We start from the raw sequence: 20,415 nt of genomic DNA on the forward strand, positions 1-20,415 counted from the left end.
CCGTCAGGCGGCCGGGGATGTCGTGTGGGCCTTCTGGACCGTTTCCTCTCGGGCCGTCAGGTAGCGGCGGAGGGTGTTGCCGTTGTTCCAGGGGAGGGCGTTCACGTGGCCGTCGACCAGGCGGAACTGTTCCAGCGCCGCGTCGTACCTGGACTGGCGGTAGAGGAAGTACGCCAGCAGGTGGCGCAGTTCGGGCAGGTGTGGGTGGGTGGTGGGGGCCGCTGCCGCGTCCATCAGGGCGTGGTCCGTGAGGGAGCGCAGCTCCTCGGTGTCCGCCGGTGCGTCCTGGTGTTCCTCGTACCAGGCGAGCAGCGGGAACGCCGACATCAGCGTGCCGGGCGGGGCCTGCGCCGCCTCGTGGGCGGCCGGTGTGTAGCCCGGCGCGGCCAGGTGGGCGCCGAAGTGGTGCGGGGCGCGGGCTCGTAGCTCCGGCCAGATGCCGTCCACGTCCGCGTCCGCCGTGCCCAGTTCCACGACGTACGGCGTGGGGTCGGCCGGGTCCAGTTCCTTGGCGCGGGCGATGTCCGCGTCCGCGCGGGTCGTCGCCGCACGGACGACCGCCGCGTCCGCGCTCTTGTCCTCGGCCTTCTCCCAGGCGCTCAGCCAGGCGTCGTCAGCGGCGGCTGCCGTGGCCAGCTCCTGGACGTACAGCCAGCGCAGCTCATGGTCGGCCGCCGTCGAACCGAGCAGCGCGGCGGCCTGGTGCCAGTCGCCCGTTCCCGCCGCGGTCAGGGCCTGCGACAGTTCCGGTGCCTGCGGGGCGGCGCGAGTGGTGTCCAGCTCGTCCGGCGGCAGCAGGCCGAGTTCGCGCGAGCGCGCCGACTGCTCGCCCGGCGCCGCCGGGACCATCGAGGCGAGCACCCGGTCGGTGCTGCGCCGCGACCGGTACCAGAGGAAGACACAGATCACTATCAGGATCAGCGGGATGATGCGGGACACGGTTACCTGGGTTCCTGGGAGGGGGCGAGGGGGGAGGGGGGCGGGGGACTCGAAGGGGGCTTTCGCCGTCATCTCGGCAGGCTCGCCGGGCTTCCGCCGCTCGCCTCGTAGCCCGCCACCGCCAGCGCCCGGTACACGGCGTACGCCGCCGCCGGGTCCCCGCCGTACGTCCACGGCAGCGCCCCGACGTGGCCGTCGACCCGTACCAGCTGGTTCATCGCCTCCGACCACCGCTCCGAGCGTACGAGAAAGAGAATCAGCAGGTGCCGTACGTGCGGCAGCAGCGGGTCGTTCTCGCGCGCCGCGTGCACCGCGTGGAGCGCGCCGCCCATCGCCTTCGTCACCACTTCGCTCTGGTAGAAGCTCCGCACCAGATTGACCTCCGGCAGGTGCTCGTACACCGCGAACAGCGGCAGCGCCGCCAGCAGCGAGCCACGCGGGGCGCGCGCGGCCGCCGTCGTCGCGAAGTGGTCCGCCTCCTCGCGTGAGCCGTGCCACTTCTCGCACCAGTAGTGCAGCGCCGCCAGATGCGCGCCCATGTGCGCGGGCGCCCGGTCGATGACCTTCGCCCACAGCTCGTCGAACTGCTCGTGCGGATAGCCGAGCCCGCGCGCCACGGCCAGCTCCACGATGTACGGCACGGGGTCACCCGGCGCCAGCAGGGCCGCGTCGCCGCAGACCGTACGCGCCTCCTCCAGGATGATCCGGAAGTCGTCGCTGCCGGCCGCCGACGAACGCCACGCCTGCTGCACCAGGAACTCGGCGTGCACGGCGGCCCCGCCCGCGTCCTTCGGCGACTGCGCCCGCCAGGACCGTAGCCACGAACCGCCCACGCCGGGCCGCTGCTGCAACTCCAGCGAGGCCGCGCCCGCGAACGCCTGCACCCGCTGCCAGCGGATCTCGTCGTCCTTGCCGGTGGCGGCGAGCAGCTGGGACGCCGCGTGCCAGTCCTGGGTGTGCTGGACGACGTCCAGTACGTCGAGGAGGTCCTGGTCCGGCCCCGGCAGCCGGATGTCCAGCTCCTCCTGCCGCAGGAACCCGTACGCCGCCGGGTCGGCGGCGTACGGCGAACCGGGCGCGACCTGGCGGAAGCCGCCGGCGATTCCGCCGCGCCTGCGGCGTACGTACGGGACGATGATCGCGGCCAGCAGGGCCATCGCCATCAGGAACCAGAGAATCTCCATGGCTCCATTGTCCCGGACGCCCGCCGCGGCCACGAAGTCGTCACCGTGTGTGCCGTACCGCCCCCTGATCGCCGCCCGCGCCGCGGTCACCGGCGACAAGCAGGGCCCGTCCGGGACTACGCTCGGGGCTCATGAGCCACCAGCACCCCACCGGTCAGTACAACTTCGAGACCCGTGCCATCCACGCGGGCAACACGGCCGACCCCGTCACCGGCGCTGTCGTCCCCCCGATCTACCAGGTGTCCACGTACAAGCAGGACGGCGTCGGCGGTCTGCGCGGCGGTTACGAGTACAGCCGCAGCGCCAACCCGACCCGCACCGCGCTCGAGGAGAACCTGGCGGCCCTGGAAGGCGGCAGGCGCGGACTCGCCTTCGCCTCGGGTCTCGCGGCCGAGGACTGCCTGCTGCGTACGCTGCTGTCGCCCGGCGACCACGTCGTCATCCCGAACGACGCCTACGGCGGCACCTTCCGGCTGTTCGCGAAGGTCGTCTCCCGGTGGGGCGTCGAATGGTCGGTCGCCGACACCTCCGACCCCGCCGCCGTGCGGGACGCCATCACGCCGCGCACGAAGGCGATCTGGGTCGAGACCCCCTCGAACCCGCTGCTGAGCATCACCGACATCGCCGCCCTGTCCGGCGTCGCGCACGCCGCGGGGGTGACGCTGGTCGTCGACAACACCTTCGCCAGCCCGTACCTCCAGCAGCCGCTGGAGCTGGGCGCGGACGTCGTCGTCCACTCGACGACGAAGTACATGGGCGGGCACTCGGACGTCGTCGGCGGCGCGCTCGTCGTCAACGACGACGCGCTGGCCGACGAACTGGCCTACCACCAGAACGCGATGGGCGCGATCGCCGGCCCCTTCGACTCCTGGCTCGTGCTGCGCGGCGTGAAGACGCTCGCCGTGCGGATGGACCGGCACAGCGCCAACGCCGCCCGCATCGCCGAGATGCTCACCACCCACCCCCGGGTCTCGAAGGTCCTCTACCCGGGTCTGCCCGAGCACCCGGGCCACGAGGTCGCCGCCAAGCAGATGACGGGCTTCGGCGGCATGGTGTCGTTCCAGATCGCCGACGGTGAGACGGCGGCGGTCGAGGTCTGCAACCGCGCGAAGCTGTTCACGCTCGGGGAGTCCCTGGGCGGCGTCGAGTCCCTGATCGAGCACCCCGGCCGGATGACGCACGCCTCGACGGCGGGTTCGCTGCTGGAGGTGCCGTCCGACCTGATCAGGCTGTCGGTCGGGATCGAGTCGGGCGACGACCTGCTCGCGGACCTGACGCAGGCCCTCGGCAAGTAGTCCGTTCTGTTCGGTGGTGGTGGTGGTGCGGGCCGGTGCGGCCCGCGCCGTCATGTCGTCGCGCTGTCGCCGGAAGGCGTCCCGTCAGAAGCCGAACGGCGGCGGAGTCATCTCCGTCGGCTGCGGCTCCCACGGATACGTGGCCGCCGCCCAGACGACGAAGACCACCGCCGCCGCCAGCAGCAGCGTCCACAGCACCCGGCGCAGCGTACGGCGCCTGTGCAGCATCCGGGCGCCGCGCGCGGTGGCGCGCAGGAGCAGATCGGTGGGGACGGCCGGATGCGGCAGGTCCAGCATCCGGCGGACCTCGGCCTCTTTGCGCTCGGAGTTGATCACGAGACGGCCCCCGCAGCCCCGGCCCCCGCAGCCCCGGGGGCGGGCTGCACGCCCTGCCGGGCCGCGTTCTGCGACCCGTCGCGTGCCGCCTTGCGCATCGTGGCCACGGCCCGCGCGCAGATGACCCGCACCCGCTCCACCGACAGCCCGATCATCGCCGCCGTCTGCTCCTCGCCGATGCCCTCGTAGACCCGGAGCACCAGGACGACCCGCTCCTGCCGGCCGAGCGGCCCCAGCACCCCGGCGCGGCCCGACCGGCCGGACCGTACGGGCCATAGGCTGCGGGCGAAGCGGGTGGCGAGCTCCTGCCGGGCCCGTACGTACGGGTCCTCGCCGCGCAGCCGGTCCCAGTCCGCGTACGTGGCGGCCAGCGCGGCCGTCAGCAGCCGCTGGGCGTGCGGCGCGGCGTCGGGCGGCTCACCGGTGAGCAGATGCGCCGCATGCAGCAGCCGGCCGGCCGCACCCGCCAGGAACGATTCGAACTCCCGGGCGCGACGGCTGTCCAGGGCCGTCCGACGCTCTCCCACGCCTTCATATGAGGCCCGCTACGGGCCGGGGTCAAGAGGGCGTACCTCTGTCACTCGTCCGAGGCGCCCGAGGTGGTGCGGGTGTCGTCGGACGCGTCGGCCCCACCGGTCGGTTCGCCCGCGGGACCGGCGGCCGGATCGACCGGCTCGGGGCCGCCCTCGGCGGGGCTGAGCCGCGCCTGCCGGGCCGACAGCGCCCCGTTGAACTTGGTGAGCAGGGCCGTGAACGCCTCCCGCTCCTCCTCCGCCCAGCCGTTGGTGACCTGCGCCATCAGCTCGCGCCGCGACGCCCGTACCTCGTCGAGCCGGACGTGACCGCGCTCCGACAGCTGGAGCACGACGGCACGGCCGTCCTCCGGGTGCGAGGTGCGCTTCACCAGGCCGGTGTCCACGAGCGGGGCGACCTGGCGTGTGACGGTCGACGAGTCGATGCCCATGCCGGCGGCGAGGGCCTTGACGCCCATGGGGCCTTCGTTGTCGAGGCGGTTGAGCAGCAGATAGGCCGCCCGGTCCATCGAGTTGCGGAGCTGGCCGATCCCGCCTAGCCGGGTCTGTTCTGCGCGGCGCGCGAATACGGCGACCTGATGCTGGAGGGCATCGAGGAGGCCGTCTTCACCCGGTGCGCCAGAGGGTCCCGCTGCGGCCTCGTCGGAGGCCGAAGCAGCGGAAGTCATGTCCTGAATGGGGGGCATGGCTGGGGGCTCTCTCGTCCGGTGGTCGACTGGTGGGGGACAGAGTACGCGGCGCGGGCCGTGGGCGTACCGGCCCGGGACAAACCCGCGAAGTTCGGACCACCCTACTTTCCGACATCGGATCAGTCTCTTTCCCGACAGGAGATCAATCTCTTTACCTGATGTCCGACCAGTCTCTTGTCCGATGTCGGACCAGCCGCCTTTCCGACAAGCGGGCTACGGGAGGCCGACAAGCGGCCGACCCCGCGGCGAGCTGCGAGACTGGCCGTCATGAGCTTCGGTACGTCCAGCCACGCCAGTCCCTTGATCCTCGATGACATCAGGGGGGCGCAGAAGATGCTCTCCGGCGTGGCCCGGATGACCGCCATGGAGGGGAGCCGGCACCTGACCGCGCTCGTCGGTGCCCCCGTCCATCTGAAGTGCGAGAACCTTCAGCGCACCGGTTCGTTCAAGCTGCGCGGCGCCTACGTGCGTATCGCCGGGCTTTCGCCCGAGGAGCGCGCGGCGGGCGTCGTCGCGGCGAGCGCGGGCAACCACGCGCAGGGGGTGGCGCTCGCCTCCACCCTCCTCGGCGTCCGGTCCACGGTGTTCATGCCGATGGGCGCGCCGCTGCCCAAGGTGGCCGCGACCCGTGAGTACGGCGCCGAGGTGCGGCTGGCGGGTCAGGTGGTGGACGAGACCCTGGCGGCGGCGCAGGAGTACGCGCGCGACACCGGCGCCGTCTTTATCCACCCCTTCGACCACCTGGACATCATCGCAGGTCAGGGCACTGTCGGACTGGAGATCCTGGAGCAGTGCCCGGAGGTGAAGACCGTGGTCGTCGGGATCGGCGGCGGTGGTCTCGCCGCGGGCATCGCGGTCGCGCTGAAGGCGCTGCGCCCCGATGTGAAGCTGATCGGCGTGCAGGCGCAGGGCGCCGCCGCCTATCCGCCGTCGCTCAGGGCGGGCCGGCCGATGGCGATCGACGCGCCGCAGACGATGGCGGACGGCATCAAGGTGGGCCGGCCGGGGGACGTACCGTTCCAGATCGTCCAGGAGCTGGTCGACGAGGTCCGTACGGTCTCCGAGGACGCGCTGTCGCGGGCGCTGCTGCTCTGTCTCGAACGGATGAAACTCGTGGTGGAACCGGCGGGCGCCAGCCCGGTGGCCGCGCTGCTGAGCGACCCGAAGGCGTTCAAGGGCCCGGTGGTCGCCGTGCTGTCGGGCGGCAACGTCGACCCCCTGCTGATGCAGCGGATCCTGCGGCACGGCATGGCGGCGGCCGGCCGCTATCTGAGCTTGCGGCTGCGCGTGACCGACCGGCCGGGCGCGCTCGCGACGATGCTCGGGGTGCTGTCGGTGGCCGACGCGAACGTCCTGGACGTCAGTCACGTACGGACCGATCCGCGGCTGGGTCTCGGCGAGGCCGACGTCGAGGTCCATCTGGAGACGAAGGGCCCCGAGCACTGCACGGAGGTCGCCACGGCGCTGCGGACGGCGGGCTACACGATCCTCGGGTAGCCACCCGGGTCAACCGGCGGTTGGCAGCCCGGGTCAACCGGCGGCCGGCCGCTCACGCGTTAACCGCTTGTAGGTCGCGATGTATCGCGATACTGTGCCGTCCTCTCCGGCCCCTGGTGCGAGTTGTCGGGGGAAATGAGTGACGCGGGAAGAACCGCCGAATCTAAGCTCTGCGTAAGTGGCTTGAGACGAATTCGCCAAAATCGCCAATAACGGGAGAACCCACATGCCGGGCGCCATCTACGCCGAGGGTCTGGTGAAGACCTTCGGCGACGTAAGGGCTCTGGACGGCGTTGATCTAGATGTCCCAGAAGGAACGGTCCTGGGGCTTCTCGGTCCCAACGGGGCGGGCAAGACGACAGCCGTACGCGTACTGACGACCCTGCTCCAGCCCGACAGCGGCAAGGCCGTCGTCGCGGGGATCGACGTACTGAAGTACCCCAACGAGGTCCGCCGCTCGATCGGCCTCTCCGGGCAGTTCGCGGCGGTCGACGAGTATCTGACCGGCCGCGAGAACCTCAAGATGGTCGGCCAGCTCTACCAGATGAAGGCGCGGGACGCGAAGGCGCGCGCGGTGGAGCTGCTGGAGCGGTTCCATCTCACCGACGCGGCCGACCGCCCCGCCAAGACGTACTCCGGCGGTATGCGCCGCAGGCTCGACCTGGCGGCGGCACTGGTCGTCTCACCGCCGGTGATGTTCATGGACGAGCCGACGACGGGGCTCGACCCGCGCAACCGGCAGCAGCTCTGGGGGATCATCCAGGAGCTGGTCGCGGGCGGTACGACCCTGCTGCTGACCACGCAGTACCTGGAAGAGGCCGACCATCTCGCCCACGACATCTGCGTCGTCGACCGGGGCAAGGTCATCGCCCGTGGCACCGCCGACCAGTTGAAGGCGCAGACCGGCGGCGAGCGCGTCGAGGTCGTCGTCCACGACCGCGACAGGGTCGAGACGGCCCGTACGGTGCTGGGCGGCTTCGGCAAGGGCGGTGTGGAGTCGGTCGCCGTGTCCGAGCACACCCGCAAGCTGACGGTCCCGGTCTCCGGCGGCGCGAAGCTGCTGGCCGAGGTGATCAGGGAACTCGACACGCGTGGCGTCGAGATCGACGACATCGGGCTGCGCAGGCCGACCCTGGACGACGTCTTCATCTCGCTGACGGGCCATGCGGCCGAGGAGGAGCGGGACAAAGAAGAAGCCGAGGAGCGGAAGCGGGAAGAGACCGCCGGGGCGGGCACGGCGAAGTCCGGCTCGGACGAAACCAGGAACGACAGCAACGACAGGAACGACAGCAACGACAGCAAGGAGGGCGGGGAATGAGCGCCACCACCGACACCCCACGGCTCGCACCCCCCGCCCAGCGCGGCCGGATCTTCCAGTCCGTCAGGGACTCGCTGGTCGTCGCCCAGCGCAATCTGATCCGGATGACCAGGATCCCGGAGATCATCCTCTTCGGGCTGATCCAGCCGATCATGTTCGTCGTGCTGTTCAGCTACGTCTTCGGCGGCTCGCTCCAGGTCGGCAACACCATCAGCCCGACCGTCTACCGCAACTTCCTGATGGCCGGCATCTTCGCCCAGACGGTCACCTTCGCCACCGCCGGCGCCGGCGCCGGCATCGCCGACGACATGCACAAGGGCCTGATCGACAGGTTCCGTTCACTGCCGATGGCCCGGGGCGCCGTCCTGACCGGACGTACCCTCGCCGACCTCGTCCAGACGACACTCACCGTCATCGTCCTCGCGGGCGTGGCACTGCTCGTCGGCTGGCGCATCCACAACGGTGTGCCGAAGGCGCTCGGCGCCTTCGCGCTGCTGCTCTTCCTCGGCTACGCGTTCTCCTGGATCGGCGCGCTGATCGGGTTGTCCGTACGGACCCCGGAGGCCGCCACGTCGGGCGGGCTGATCTGGCTGTTCCCCGTCACGTTCATCTCGAACGCCTTCGTGGACTCCAGCAATCTGCCGGGCTGGCTGCAGCCGGTCGCCGAGTGGAATCCGTTCAGTGCGACGGTGCAGGCCAGCAGGGTGCTGTTCGGCAATCCGGGGGTCTCGCAGTCCAGCGCCTGGCCGATGGAGCATCCGGTGTGGGCGTCGGTGATCTGGTCCGTCGTGATCATCACGGTGTTCCGGACGCTGGCGGTGCGCAAGTACCGCTCGGCGACAGCCTGACGCCACGGCGGGACCGTACAAACGCCTGAACGTAGGCCGCACCGTACGAACGTACGACAGGGGTCGTACCGCGTCAGTCGCATCCTGGCGCGGTACGGCCCCTGTTCGCTGTCTGCCGCAGACGCGCCGTTTGCCGCGGTCTCGCCGTCTGCTGCGGATCCGGAGGGTCAGGCCGTGTACGGCTTGGCCGCAAGGATCTTCACCGAGGCCTTGTTGCCGTTCGGCAGCTCGTACTCCGCGTTCTCGCCGACCTTCTTGCCGTTCACGCCCGAGCCGAGCGGCGACTGCGGGGAGTACGTCTCGATGTCCGTGCTCGCGTATTCGCGCGACGCCATCAGGAAGGACAGGGTGTCGTCCTCGTCACCGTCGAACGCGATCGTGACGACCATGCCGGGGCCGACCACGCCGGTGTCCGCGGGGGCCTCGCCGACCTTCGCGTTCTCCAGGAGCTGGGTCAGCTGACGGACCCGGAGCTCCTGCTTGCCCTGTTCCTCCTTGGCCGCGTGGTACCCGCCGTTCTCGCGCAGGTCGCCCTCCTCGCGAGCCGCCTCGATCTTCTTCGCGATCTCGGTGCGGGCGGGACCAGACAGGTGATCCAGCTCGGCCTTCAGCTGGTTGTACGACTCCTGGGTGAGCCAGGTGACGTTCTCGCTGGTCTGGGTCACAGGTGCTCCTCGTAGGTACTGGGAATACAAAGCAACGCCCTACCCAGAAGATTGTGCCTTCTCGGGTGGGCGAAACCACGAGCCTAACAATTTCGTGGCGCAAGAGGGAGGACGAATGCCGTCAGAACTACGTCGGCGCAGGTCAGCGCGGTGCCCTACGGCGGGTTCAGCCGTGGGTCGGCCGGGGTTCAGTCGTTTGAGCAGCCCACCAGCTCGGTCGCCGTCGCCTCACCCGTGGTCCGCAGCTCGACGATCTCGTCGATCCGGGTCTTCTTCCCCTCGAAACGGACGTCCTTACGGCCGACCTCTTCGTGGTCGACGTCCAGGGCGCGCACGGTGCAGGAGCCGGTGGTGTCCGCGCCCTTGCGCACTTCGAGGTGGATCTGGATCTCGGCGGCCGAAACGCGCTTGTACTTGATGATTTCCCCGGCGACACTCTGATCTGCCAGGGAGTGGTACCCGAACCAGGCGATCACGGCGAGGGCGACGGCACCGAGCACCGCACCCGCGATCTTGAGCTTGCGGTCGGCCCGCGCGTCCGGCGAGCGACCGTAGCGGCCCTGGGGGGGCTGAGGGGCCCGGGGGGCCTCCGCACGCGCCACAGCCATGATCGTTCCTCTCGGAGTCGGGCAGCCGGAATTTTACCGCCCCCGATATCCGTCACTATAGAAGCCGCCCGATGCGACGAATCACTGAGGACCGAGTCTTGACTGACCAGCTGCGACTGATGGCCGTACATGCCCACCCCGACGACGAGTCGAGCAAGGGTGCGGCCACGATGGCCAAGTACGTGTCCGAGGGGGTGGACGTGGTGGTCGTGACCTGCACGGGGGGCGAGCGCGGCTCCATCCTCAACCCCAAACTCCAGGGTGACGCCTACATCGAGGCGAACATCCACGAGGTCCGTAGAAAAGAGATGGACGAGGCGCGCGAGATCCTCGGCGTCAAGCAGGAGTGGCTCGGCTACGTCGACTCGGGGCTGCCCGAGGGCGACCCGCTGCCGCCGCTGCCCGAGGGCTGCTTCGCCCTCGCCGACGTGGACGAGGCGGCAGGCCGGCTCGTCCGGTCGATCCGGGCGTTCCGGCCGCAGGTCGTCACGACGTACGACGAGAACGGCGGCTACCCGCACCCGGACCACATCATGACCCACAAGATCTCGGTGGTCGCCTTCGACGGAGCCGCCGACAAGGAGAAGTACCCCGAGGACGAGTTCGGGCCCGTCTGGCAGCCGCTGAAGCTCTACTACAACCAGGGCTTCAACCGGCAGCGCACGGTCGCGCTGCACGAGGCGCTGCTCGCCCGGGGGCTGGAGTCGCCGTACGCGGAGTGGCTGGAGCGCTGGAAGGAGTCCGAGCGCGAGGAGCGGACGCTGACCACGCACGTGCCGTGCGCCGACTTCTACGAGATCCGCGACAAGGCGCTGCTCGCGCACGCCACGCAGATCGACCCGGACGGCGGCTGGTTCCGCGTGCCGATGGACGTCCAGCGGGAGGTCTGGCCGACGGAGGAGTACGAGCTCAGCAAGTCGCTCGTCGATACATCCATCCCCGAGAGCGACCTCTTCGCGGGCATCCGCGACAATGCCTGATATGTATGCGAACCAGGCAGTGACGCATCTCGTTCCTCTCGCCGCCGATCTCGACGAGAACAAGGTGACGCCCGGCGTCCTCGGCTTCGTCGTCTTCGCGGTGATGGCGGTGGGCGTGTGGATGCTGATGAAGTCGATGAACCGGCACATGGGCAAGGTGGACTTCAAGGAAGCGCCCGCGCGCGGGGAGTCGTCCGCGCGTGGGGAGTCGTCGGAGTCCGCCTCCGCGATTCCCGCGCAGCAGGAGCCGGTCAGGACGCCGCACGGCGAGTAGCGCGGACGCGTCGCGCCTGACCCCAGGAGCCCGCACGGCGGGGTCCTGGGGTGGCGCTGTCGGCGGCGCTGTTGGCTGCGTGGTTACGCGTTGGTCGCGGCCGGCTGACGGCTCTCGGGCCGGTGACGGCCTCCCGGGCGCTTACGCCGAGGTCGCCGCCACCGGTACGCCCATCACCTCGCGCGCGTGCCGGTCCGGCACCAGGCCGAGCCGCCACGCCTGCCAGCCGTCCTCCAGCGTGACGCCGCGCTGGAGGATCACGGTCAGCGTCTCGGCGCAGTCGGCCACCTTGCCGTCCCGGGTGCCGTGCCCGGCCCTGACCAGCTCCGCCAGTTCCTGTTCCGCGACCACGGCGCCCACCTCCGTACCGCCGGGCGAGGCGTACGGCAGCAGCGTGCAGCGCAGGAAGCGGGCCCAGTCGGCGCCGCGCAGGTCGTCGTACGACAGGAACAGCGCCGTCGCCTCGTCGCACAGCCGCAGCGCCTGCGCGGCCCGGCTGTTGCCCGCGTCGATGATGGCGAGTTCCAGACACGTCCAGCCCTCGCCGTGCGACACCCCGATCCGGTGGAAGTCGGCGCGGGCGTCGACCAGCAGCTGACGGGCGAAACCGGAGTTGCGCAGATTGCCCGTCTGGGCCGCCCGCTGGTCGCGGGTGACCCGGCCCGAGTGGTGCCGGGCGCAGGCCAGGCCGTACACGTCGCGCATCCGGGAGAACATCGTGCGGGCGCGCTCCAGTTCGCGTACCGCCTGGTCGCGGTCGCCGCCCTCCTCCAGGGCCTGGCCGAGGTAGTAGCGTGTCCAGGCCTCGCCGCGCGCGTCCTCGTTCTCCCGGTGCCTGGCCAGCGCCTGCCGGAGCTGGTCGACGGCGGGCTCCGGGTCGCCCGCCACCAGCCGGGCCCGCGCCAGCTGGGTCAGCGCCCACGCCTCGCCGCGGTTGTCGCGCGTCGTGTCGTACAGGGCCAGCGCGGCCCGCAGTTCGTCCTCGGCGCGCGGCACGTCGCCCATCCGCAGGCACACCTGGCCGAGCTGGAAGTGCGACCAGGCCTCGCCGTGCACGGACCCGCTCGTACGGTGCAGGTCCAGCGCGTCGGCGAGCAGGGTGAGTGCCTCGGCGATCTGGCCGCGGTCCCGCTCGACCGCCGCCAGGGCGTGCAGGGTCCAGGCGCGGTCGGCCGACAGCTCGAAACCGGACTGGAGCGCCATCGCCTCGCGGAGCTTGGCCGATGCCTCGGTCAGATTGCCCTGGTGGTGCAGGGTGATGCCGAGGGAGCAGAGCGCGCGTGCGGTGCCCGCCTCGTGCTGTGCCTCGCGGTACAGGTCGACCACTGACGTCAGTGTCGTACGGGCCTTGTCCAGCTCGCCGAGCTGACGGGCCGCGATACCGGTACGCCACTGGACGGAGCGGGCCAGCAGTCCCTGCCCGACGGCCTGGGACAACTCGCTTATCTCACCGAGCCGGTAGAGGTCCCCACGCAGCAGGCAGTAGTCGCACAGCGCGCCCAGCAGGTTGAGTACGGTCTCCTGGTCGACGCCCTCGGCGTGGCGCAGGGCGGCCGTGATGAAGCTGGACTCCTCGTCCAGCCAACGCAGGGCCGCGTCGGGCGAGTTGAAGCCGTGCGCGCCTGCCGCCGTCCTGAACAGGTCGGCGCGGGTCGAGGTGTTGCCGTCGACGAGCCGGATCACGGAGTCGGCCAGTTCGCCGTAGTTACGGATCAGCCGCTCCTGCGCCGCCGTACGCTCCGCCGTCGGCTCCTCGTCGAGCAGCCGCGCGAGCGCGAACGTGCGGACGACGTCGTGCAGTCGGTAGCGCCTGCCCCGTACGTGATCGATGAGGCCCGCCCGGGACAGGGCCGTCAGCAGCCGCCCCGCCTCCTGCTCGTCCGTGGCGAGCAGCGCCGCCGCGGCGGCGACGCCCAGCGAGGCACGGCCCGCCAGCGCCAGTCTGCGCAGCAGCCGGCGGCTCTGGTCACTCTGGTCGGTGTAGCGCAGCCACAGCGCGCGCTCCACCGGCTCGACCGGGCCGTACGCCGCGAGATCGGCGGCGAGTTGGTGCGCGCTGCGGGCACCGAGCGAGGACCCGGCGACGCGCAGCGCCAGCGGCAGCCCGCCGCACAGCTCGGCCACCCGGTCGACGGACTGCGCGTCGTACGGCCCGTCGGCGCCCTGCACGGGCGTCTCGGCCGCCTCCCGCAGCAGCTCCTCTGCGCCGGCCGCGTCCAGGGCGTCCACCGGCAGTTGGTGCACCCAGGCCGGGATGTCGGCCGGCAGATCGATTCGCTGACGTGCCGTCACCAGCACGAGACTGTCGGATCGTTCGGGTACGAGGGTGCGCACCTGCTCGGCGTCGGCCGCGTCGTCCAAGACGACCGTGACCGGCAGGCCGGTCAGATGCTTGTGGTACAGCTCGCCGAGCCGCCGTACCTGCTGATCGGTCGACGACCCTTCACGGAACAGGAGTTGCTCGCGCGGAGCGCCGAGCCGGTTCAGCAGATGCAGCAGCGCGTCGCGCGTCGACAGCGGCGCCTCGCCGAGCGCGCCGCCGCCCCGCATGTCCACGACGCACGCGCCCCGGAACTGGTCCCGCAACTGGTGCGCCGCCCGTACGGCGAGGGTGGTCCGGCCCGAGCCGGGCTCGCCGTACAGCACCACCACCGTCGGCTTCGTCTCCGTCGAGGCCCGCGCCGCGTGCACCCACTGCGCGATCTGCGCGAGTTCGCCGCGCCGCCCGGCGAACGGCCCCTCCGGCTGCGGAAGATGGCCGAAAGACTGCTCCAGTACGGAGCGCCTGCGCGCCGCCGCGCTGCGGTCGCCGCCGCGCAGCTGCGGGGTCGTCGCCGGCTTCTTCGTACGGCGCTGGGTCGCTGACGTCAGTACCCGCTGCTGGTCGAGGAAGGGCCGGATGCCCCGTACGTCCAGGGCCGTCAGCCACTGCAACCGCAGCTGCTCGACGCCGCCGGGCTGCCCCGCGGCGCCCGCCCTGCGGTGCGCGGCCGGCCAGTGGGAAGCGGTCACCTTCCCGACGGTCGCCGCCGCACCGGCGACGGCCACCACGGCCCCCGCGCCGAGCGCCGTGCCGGCGGCCGTTCCGAAGGCGGCGTCGGCGCACACGGCGGCGACGGCGGCAACGGCCGTGACCAGCACGGGCGTTCCGATCGCCTGCCGGCTGAACCGCTCGCCCAGCGGCCGCTCCTCGGCCTGCGCCGCGTCCAGCGCGGCGACATACGCGGCGTACTCCTCCCCGGCCCCCTCGGCGAGCGCGTCCAGAGCACCCCGCCCACGCGCCAGCAGAGCACCCCCGTCACTGCGCCCCCCGCTGCGCCGAACCTCTTCCTCCACCGCGCGAACCAACAGCCGCTCCGCATCGGCCCGGTGGCTGTCTCGCATGTAAGTCCCCCTCCGAGAGCCTTGGGTGAGCGAACAGTGTCCTTCGTGAAGGCCACAAGCGCGAGACCGCTCGCCGGACGAGGAGACGCCGAGACCAGCGCGGAGGCGCCGGCCGGTGCCGGGATCGGCGCCGAAGTGCGCGGGTCGTCAGTCTTCGTCCGCGTTCGTCAGGGCCTCGCTGATCAGGCGGGTGGCGAAGTCGGGGTCCTCCGTGATGCGGTTGATGTGTTCCGCCAGCAGGAAGGTGGTCGCCTCCAGGGGAGTCATCTCCTCCTCGATCCAGCTTCCGTACTGTTTGCGCCACAGGTTGGGGCTCAGCCCTGTGCCCGCTGCGATGACCAGGCCGGCCATCGTGGGGATGGCCTCGGGGCGGATGCTCTTGGGCATCATGCGCAGTGAGGCGACCAGGGAAGGCACCACGTACTCGATGACGTCCTTGTCGTGGTCCTCGTGGGCCTTCCGCAGCCAGGTCATGAACATGTAGATGAGCATGCAGGCGCCGTCCAAGAGGTCGTTGGCGCCCTTGGGGCCCAGCGACGCGGTGAACTGGTCGATCAGCGACTGTTGTTCGGGGTCGGCCTCGGTCCTGCCGTCGTGAATGCCTTTGAGCCGGGAGTCGATCATCATGAGGGCCGCGCCCACGTCGCCGACGGGGGAGTGCTGGGGGCCGTAGGGCGATGACACGGGGTTCCTCCTCGGACGGCTGCCACGGGCAGGCGCGGCGTGTCCGTACAGTAAACGGCCCATGAGATGACGACCGCCGGTTTATCACCTTTCCTGTGCCGACCCCGCGAGGTGGGTGAAGAAGTCCCGGACGTCCCCGGCGAGCAGTTCGGGGACCTCCATCGCCGCGAAGTGGCCGCCGCGTTCGAACTCCGACCAGTGCCTGATGTCGTACAGGCGCTCGGCCAGCGGCCGTACCGACTGCGTGATGTCGTACGCGAAGACGGCGACGCCGAGCGGTACCGGGCACGGCTCGGTCCGGCGCGGGGTGTCGTGGTGCAGCCGTGCGGAGGAGGCGGCGGTGGCGGTCAGCCAGTACAGCGACACGTCGGTGAGGATCCGCTCGTCGCTGACGGGTGACTGCGGGTCGGTCCACCGGGCGAACCGCTCGGCTATCCAGGCCAGTTGGCCGACGGGTGAGTCGGTGAGCGCGTAGCCGAGGGTCTGCGGGGTCGCCGCCTGCAGTGCCTGGTACGGCGGGCGGTTCGCCATCAGGTGCCTGATCTTGTCGAGCCGGGCCTCGTCCGTCGCGGACAGTTCGAGGCCGGCGTCCGGATCCGGCCTGGTCGGCAGGTAGTTGACGTGCACGCCGACGACCCGTTCGGGGGCCGCCGCGCCGAGCGCGGTCGAGATGCCGGAGCCGAAGTCGCCGCCCTGGGCGCCGTACCGCTCGTACCCGAGCCGGCGCATCAACTCGGCCCAGGCGCGGGCGATCCGGGTGATGTCCCAACCGCGCTCATGGGTCGCCCCGGAGAAGCCGTAGCCGGGGATGGACGGGATCACCAGGTGGAAGTCGCGCGACAACGGCTCGATCACGTCGAGAAACTCCAGGAACGAGCCGGGCCAGCCGTGGGTGAGGACCAGCGCGAGCGCGTCCGGTTTGGCCGACCGGACGTGTACGAAGTGGATGTTCTGGCCGTCGATCTCGGTGGTGAAGTGCGGGAGTTTGTTGAGCGCGGCTTCGTGCTCGCGCCAGTCGTAGCCGGTACGCCAGTACTCGGCCAGCTCCTTGAGGCGCGCCAGCGGGAATCCGTAGTCCCAGCCGGCGTCGGCGACCTCGTTGGGCCAACGGGTGCGGGTGAGCCGGTCGGTGAGGTCGTCGAGGTCGGCCTGGGGGATGTCGACGCGGAACGGCTTGATCATGGTCTCGACTCCATGGGAATTCGTTCGAGCGATTAACGTTTGCCATGTAAACGTTTGATGCACCAACGATAGCATAATCATAGGTGCGGCCAACGATTCGGTAGACTCGCCCCATGGAGAACCCGTACGAGGAGACGCAGCCCGCCAGGTGGGAGCGGATGCCCAGCTGGCTGCTCAGCCAGACCGCCCACCACGCGGCGCGTCTGGTGGCCGACGGGTTCGCGTCCGCCGGTGCCCGCGGCTACCACTACCGGCTGCTGGCGACGCTGGAGGACTCGGGACCCGCCAGTCAGGCCACGCTCGGCCGCCGCAGCGGCATCCATGTCAGCGACATGGTGGCGACGGTCAACGAACTAGCCGAACGGGGACTGGTCGAGCGCGCCCCCGACCCCGACGACCGGCGGCGCAACATCGTCACGCTCACCGCCGCCGGCAAGCGGCAACTGCGGCGGCTGGAGAAGCCGTTGGCCGAGAGCCAGGAGGCGCTGCTGGCCCCGCTGTCGGCGGAGGAGCGCCGGCGGTTCACCGAGCTGCTGTCCAGGCTGCTGGACCACCACAACGGGCGCACGGGCACGCCCGAGGCGCCGCAGCACTGACCGGCTCAGCTCAGGATCGGGACCAGCCCGATGCCGAAGACGACGTAGAACCCGGCCGTGACGGTGAGGCGGGCGGGGGTGAGCCGGTGCGCGCGCATGGTCAGCAGCAGGTAGACGATCGCGGCCATGGTGATGAGCCCGGCCCAGATGAGGGCGCTGTCGAACTTCCAGGTGGTGAAGAGCAGTCCGAGGCCGCTGGGGACGGTGGCCTGGATCATCATGGCGCCGGAGATGTTGGCGAGGGCGAGTTTCGTCTTGCCCTGGCGCACCCAGATGATCGCGTTCATGACCTCGGGCAGCTCGGTCGCGACCGGTGACAGGAGCAGGGCGGTGACGGCCGTGGGCAGGCCCAGCATCGGCCCGATGGCGTCGAGTTGCTTCACGAAGAGCTGGGAGGCGAAGAAGATCACCAGCAGCGTGGCCAGCGTCTGCACCACGACGGCCCAGGTGGCCGGGGAGGCCGCTCTGGGCTGGAGCTTCAGCGGCTCCAACTCCTCGTCGTCCGCGTCCCCGTCGCCCCCGCCGCGGATCTCCCGCCAGAAGTAGACGCCGTAGGCGGCGAAGAACAGCAGCCCCAGGACCGGTTTGTAGGCGAAGGCGACCAGACCCAGGGCGACCTTGACGACGAAGATCGGCAGGAACCACTTCTGGTCCTTGGCGAGGCGCCGCATGTCCTTCGCATCGCCCAGCGCCTCACCGGCCGGCCCGCCGTCCTCGGCCCGCTCCCTACGTCGCTTGCGCAGCAGTATGGCGCCGGTGACCCCGTAAGCGATGGTCGACAGCGCCAGCGGCCCGCCCATCGCGGCGCCGACACCGATGTCCTTGGCCTTCTCGGTGCTGCCGGTGGTCACCGCGACGAGGGTCACCACGGACTCGGGCAGCGCGGTGCCGAAAGCGGCGAGGATCGTGCCGACGGCCATCTTCCCGACGTTCAGCCGCAGGCCGAGCCATTCGACGGCGTTGACGAACCACTCGCACGAGAGATAGATCGCCACCGCGCACACGAGCAGCAAAACGTAATGGATCACACCGACCGCCCAGCACCGAAGGCCCCACCCGCCCGCCAGATTCTGCCCGCGCGCCCCCGCCCCGAGCCGTAGCCACACCGACAATCGCCCGGTCGGCAAAGAGAGGAAAAGAGATGGAGGTCAGGACATTCCAGCGCTGTCAGATGGAACCCAGGTCCACGGTGACGGAGAAGGGTGCGGCAGCCTTGATCGTGCCGGTGAACATCTCGCCGTCCCTGTAGGCCTTGGTGGCGGGGTCGAGGACGTAGGTGTAGACGATGGGGACACCGGTGACGGCCGGTTCGATTACGGTGGCCTCTCGGGGCGGGGGCGGGCATTGTGAGAGGCTGGGGCGCATGAACCGGCTGGCTGGTGTGACCTCGCCTTACTTGCTTCAGCATGCTGACAACCCGGTCGATTGGTGGCCCTGGGAGCCGGAAGCTTTCGAAGAGGCACGGCGGCGCGACGTACCCGTTCTGCTCTCTGTCGGCTACTCCGCGTGTCACTGGTGTCATGTCATGGCGTCGGAGAGTTTCGAGGACGCGACGACCGCCGCGTACATGAACGCGCACTTCGTCAACATCAAGGTCGACCGCGAGGAGCGGCCGGATGTGGACGCCGTTTATATGGAGGCCGTGCAGGCTGCCACCGGGCAGGGTGGGTGGCCGATGACGGTGTTTCTGACCGCCGACGGCGAGCCGTTCTACTTCGGTACGTACTTTCCGCCCGCGCCCCGGCACGGCATGGCGTCCTTTCCGCAGGTGCTGGAGGGGGTCACCTCCGCCTGGACCGATCGGCGGGACGAGGTCGCCGAGGTGGCCGGGCGGATTGTGGGGGAGCTGGCCGGGCGGTCGCTCGCGCACGGTGGGGGCGAGGGCGTGCCGGCCGAGGAGGAGCTGGCGCAGGCGCTGCTCGGGCTGACCAGGGAGTACGACGAGCGGCACGGCGGGTTCGGGGGTGCGCCGAAGTTTCCGCCGTCGATGGTGCTGGAGTTCCTGCTGCGCCACCACGCCCGTACCGGCGCCGAGGGTGCGCTGCAGATGGCGGCCGACACGTGTGTGGCGATGGCGCGCGGCGGGATCTACGACCAGTTGGGCGGCGGGTTCGCGCGGTATTCGGTGGACCGGGCCTGGGTCGTGCCGCACTTCGAGAAGATGCTGTACGACAACGCCCTGCTCTGCCGGGTGTACGCGCATCTGTGGCGGGCCACGGGATCGGAGCTCGCCCGGCGGGTCGCGGTGGAGACCGCCGACTTCCTCGTGCGTGAACTGCGCACGGCCGAGGGCGGGTTCGCCTCGGCCCTGGACGCGGACAGTGACGACGGTACGGGCAAGCACGTCGAGGGCGCGTTCTACGCGTGGACGCCGGCGCAGCTGCGGGAGCTGCTGGGCGACGACGACGGGGAGTTCGCTGCCCGGCACTTCGGGGTCACGCTCGACGGCACCTTCGAGAAGGGTGCGTCGGTGCTCCAACTCCCCGACCACGGCGGGGATGTGGACGCGGCGCGCGTCGAGTCCGTACGGGGCAGGCTGTTCGCGGCGCGCGAGACGCGGCACAGGCCGGGGCGGGACGACAAGGTGGTCGCCGCGTGGAACGGGCTGGCCGTCGCCGCGCTGGCCGAGACCGGCGCGTACTTCGACCGGCCCGACCTGGTCGAACGGGCCACGGAGGCCGCCGATCTGCTGGTACGGCTGCACATGGACGACGTGGGGCGGCTCGCCCGTACCTCCAAGGACGGCAGGGCCGGGGCCAACGCGGGGGTGCTGGAGGACTACGCCGATGTCGCCGAGGGGTTCCTGGCGCTCGCCGCGGTGACCGGCGAAGGTGCCTGGCTGGAGTTCGCCGGGCTGCTGCTGGACACCGTGCTCGACCAGTTCGTCGCCGAGGGCGAGGACGGCGCGCTGTACGACACGGCCGACGACGCCGAGCAGTTGATCCGCCGCCCGCAGGACCCGACGGACAACGCCGCGCCTTCCGGCTGGTCGGCCGCGGCCGGCGCGCTGCTGTCGTACGCGGCGCACACCGGTTCCGAGGCCCACCGGACCGCTGCCGAGGGGGCGTTGGGCGTGGTGCGGACGCTCGGTCCGCGGGCGCCCCGGTTCATCGGCTGGGGGCTCGCGGTGTCGGAGGCGCTGCTCGACGGGCCGCGCGAGGTGGCGGTCGTCGGGGCCGTGGGCGACGCGGCGACGCGCGCCCTGCACCGTACGGCGCTGCTCGGCACCGCGCCCGGCGCTGTGGTCGCCGCAGGGGCGGCGGGCGGCGAGGAGTTCCCGCTGCTGCGGGACCGGCCGCTGGTCGAGGGGAAGGCGGCCGCGTACGTCTGCCGGCACTTCGTGTGTGCCGCGCCCACCACCGAAGTCGACCAGTTGGCCGCCGAGTTGGGGGTCGCCGAGTGA

The 20,415-nt window shown here is 70.9% G+C and carries 19 protein-coding genes and 1 pseudogene; 8 read left to right on the plus strand and 12 right to left on the minus strand.

Annotation, left to right across the window (positions count from 1 at the left end; all coding sequences use genetic code 11):
• Positions 1-3: 3 nt before the first annotated feature.
• The gene (locus tag OHS57_RS24430; RefSeq protein ID WP_328583345.1) at positions 4-939 is read right to left on the minus strand and encodes a hypothetical protein; all 936 of its coding nucleotides are present in this window, start codon (positions 937-939) and stop codon (positions 4-6) included.
• Positions 940-1,007: 68 nt separating this feature from the next.
• The gene (locus OHS57_RS24435; protein ID WP_328583346.1) at positions 1,008-2,123 is read right to left on the minus strand and encodes a hypothetical protein; all 1,116 of its coding nucleotides are present in this window, start codon (positions 2,121-2,123) and stop codon (positions 1,008-1,010) included.
• 131 nt (positions 2,124-2,254) lie between these two features.
• On the opposite strand from OHS57_RS24435, the gene OHS57_RS24440 reads away from it, so the two are divergent.
• Complete coding sequence (locus OHS57_RS24440) at positions 2,255-3,418, plus strand: cystathionine gamma-synthase (protein ID WP_041985173.1); 1,164 nt, start codon at positions 2,255-2,257, stop codon at positions 3,416-3,418.
• An 84-nt stretch (positions 3,419-3,502) separates the two neighbouring features.
• Here OHS57_RS24440 and OHS57_RS24445 read toward each other — a convergent pair whose 3' ends face one another.
• From OHS57_RS24445 to OHS57_RS24455, 3 genes are read right to left on the minus strand one after another with little or no spacing between them, the layout of a single operon-like run.
• On the minus strand, positions 3,503-3,754 hold the full coding sequence (locus OHS57_RS24445; protein WP_198533218.1) for a hypothetical protein: 252 nt from the start codon (positions 3,752-3,754) through the stop codon (positions 3,503-3,505).
• Positions 3,751-4,281 carry a sigma factor-like helix-turn-helix DNA-binding protein gene (locus OHS57_RS24450; RefSeq protein ID WP_328583347.1) on the minus strand — a complete coding sequence of 177 codons (531 nt, stop codon included), beginning with the start codon at positions 4,279-4,281 and terminating at the stop codon, positions 3,751-3,753. The genes OHS57_RS24445 and OHS57_RS24450 overlap by 4 nt, the downstream gene beginning before the upstream one ends.
• A 50-nt stretch (positions 4,282-4,331) precedes the next feature.
• Entirely contained in the window at positions 4,332-4,973 is a 642-nt protein-coding gene (locus tag OHS57_RS24455; RefSeq protein ID WP_078863445.1) for a MarR family winged helix-turn-helix transcriptional regulator, read from the minus strand.
• Between the two features lie 270 nt (positions 4,974-5,243).
• On the opposite strand from OHS57_RS24455, the gene ilvA reads away from it, so the two are divergent.
• From ilvA to OHS57_RS24470, 3 genes are all read left to right on the plus strand, one after another.
• The gene (gene ilvA / locus OHS57_RS24460; protein ID WP_328583348.1) at positions 5,244-6,473 is read left to right on the plus strand and encodes a threonine ammonia-lyase; all 1,230 of its coding nucleotides are present in this window, start codon (positions 5,244-5,246) and stop codon (positions 6,471-6,473) included.
• 226 nt (positions 6,474-6,699) lie between these two features.
• Entirely contained in the window at positions 6,700-7,791 is a 1,092-nt protein-coding gene (locus OHS57_RS24465; RefSeq protein ID WP_328583349.1) for an ATP-binding cassette domain-containing protein, read from the plus strand.
• Positions 7,788-8,639, plus strand: a complete 852-nt coding sequence (locus OHS57_RS24470) for an ABC transporter permease (RefSeq protein WP_041985162.1) — start codon at positions 7,788-7,790, stop codon at positions 8,637-8,639. The genes OHS57_RS24465 and OHS57_RS24470 overlap by 4 nt, the downstream gene beginning before the upstream one ends.
• Positions 8,640-8,806: 167 nt before the next feature.
• Here OHS57_RS24470 and greA read toward each other — a convergent pair whose 3' ends face one another.
• Both greA and OHS57_RS24480 read right to left on the minus strand, forming a co-directional pair.
• Positions 8,807-9,304 carry a transcription elongation factor GreA gene (gene greA, locus OHS57_RS24475; RefSeq protein ID WP_041985159.1) on the minus strand — a complete coding sequence of 166 codons (498 nt, stop codon included), beginning with the start codon at positions 9,302-9,304 and terminating at the stop codon, positions 8,807-8,809.
• A gap of 188 nt (positions 9,305-9,492) precedes the next feature.
• Positions 9,493-9,912: a DUF4307 domain-containing protein gene (locus OHS57_RS24480; RefSeq protein WP_041985156.1), complete on the minus strand. Its 420-nt coding sequence runs from the start codon at positions 9,910-9,912 to the stop codon at positions 9,493-9,495.
• Between the two features lie 98 nt (positions 9,913-10,010).
• Between OHS57_RS24480 and mca the strand changes: the two genes are divergently transcribed.
• Both mca and OHS57_RS24490 read left to right on the plus strand, forming a co-directional pair.
• Complete coding sequence (gene mca / locus OHS57_RS24485; RefSeq protein WP_041985153.1) at positions 10,011-10,892, plus strand: mycothiol conjugate amidase Mca; 882 nt, start codon at positions 10,011-10,013, stop codon at positions 10,890-10,892.
• A 1-nt stretch (position 10,893) separates the two neighbouring features.
• Positions 10,894-11,166, plus strand: a complete 273-nt coding sequence (locus OHS57_RS24490; protein ID WP_328583350.1) for a hypothetical protein — start codon at positions 10,894-10,896, stop codon at positions 11,164-11,166.
• 141 nt (positions 11,167-11,307) lie between these two features.
• On the opposite strand, the gene OHS57_RS24495 is transcribed toward OHS57_RS24490, so the two are convergent.
• From OHS57_RS24495 to OHS57_RS24505, 3 genes are all read right to left on the minus strand, one after another.
• Entirely contained in the window at positions 11,308-14,550 is a 3,243-nt protein-coding gene (locus OHS57_RS24495; protein ID WP_328583351.1) for a tetratricopeptide repeat protein, read from the minus strand.
• Between the two features lie 147 nt (positions 14,551-14,697).
• On the minus strand, positions 14,698-15,234 hold the full coding sequence (locus tag OHS57_RS24500) for a hypothetical protein (RefSeq protein WP_328583352.1): 537 nt from the start codon (positions 15,232-15,234) through the stop codon (positions 14,698-14,700).
• Positions 15,235-15,318: 84 nt separating this feature from the next.
• A complete protein-coding gene (locus OHS57_RS24505; RefSeq protein ID WP_328583353.1) occupies positions 15,319-16,416 on the minus strand; it encodes an epoxide hydrolase family protein in 1,098 nt (365 codons plus the stop codon).
• A 113-nt stretch (positions 16,417-16,529) separates the two neighbouring features.
• Between OHS57_RS24505 and OHS57_RS24510 the strand changes: the two genes are divergently transcribed.
• Positions 16,530-17,012 (plus strand): MarR family winged helix-turn-helix transcriptional regulator, encoded by a 483-nt coding sequence (locus tag OHS57_RS24510; protein ID WP_328583354.1) that lies wholly within the window; start codon positions 16,530-16,532, stop codon positions 17,010-17,012.
• Between the two features lie 5 nt (positions 17,013-17,017).
• On the opposite strand, the gene OHS57_RS24515 is transcribed toward OHS57_RS24510, so the two are convergent.
• Both OHS57_RS24515 and OHS57_RS24520 read right to left on the minus strand, forming a co-directional pair.
• Positions 17,018-18,040 carry a sodium:calcium antiporter gene (locus OHS57_RS24515; protein WP_328583355.1) on the minus strand — a complete coding sequence of 341 codons (1,023 nt, stop codon included), beginning with the start codon at positions 18,038-18,040 and terminating at the stop codon, positions 17,018-17,020.
• 139 nt (positions 18,041-18,179) lie between these two features.
• A pseudogene (locus OHS57_RS24520) lies at positions 18,180-18,326 on the minus strand (Uma2 family endonuclease); the annotation flags it as partial.
• Positions 18,327-18,375: 49 nt separating this feature from the next.
• Between OHS57_RS24520 and OHS57_RS24525 the strand changes: the two are divergent.
• Positions 18,376-20,415 (plus strand): thioredoxin domain-containing protein, encoded by a 2,040-nt coding sequence (locus OHS57_RS24525; RefSeq protein WP_328583356.1) that lies wholly within the window; start codon positions 18,376-18,378, stop codon positions 20,413-20,415.

The sequence above is a fragment of the Streptomyces sp. NBC_00370 genome (assembly GCF_036084755.1).
GTDB lineage: Bacteria > Actinomycetota > Actinomycetes > Streptomycetales > Streptomycetaceae > Streptomyces.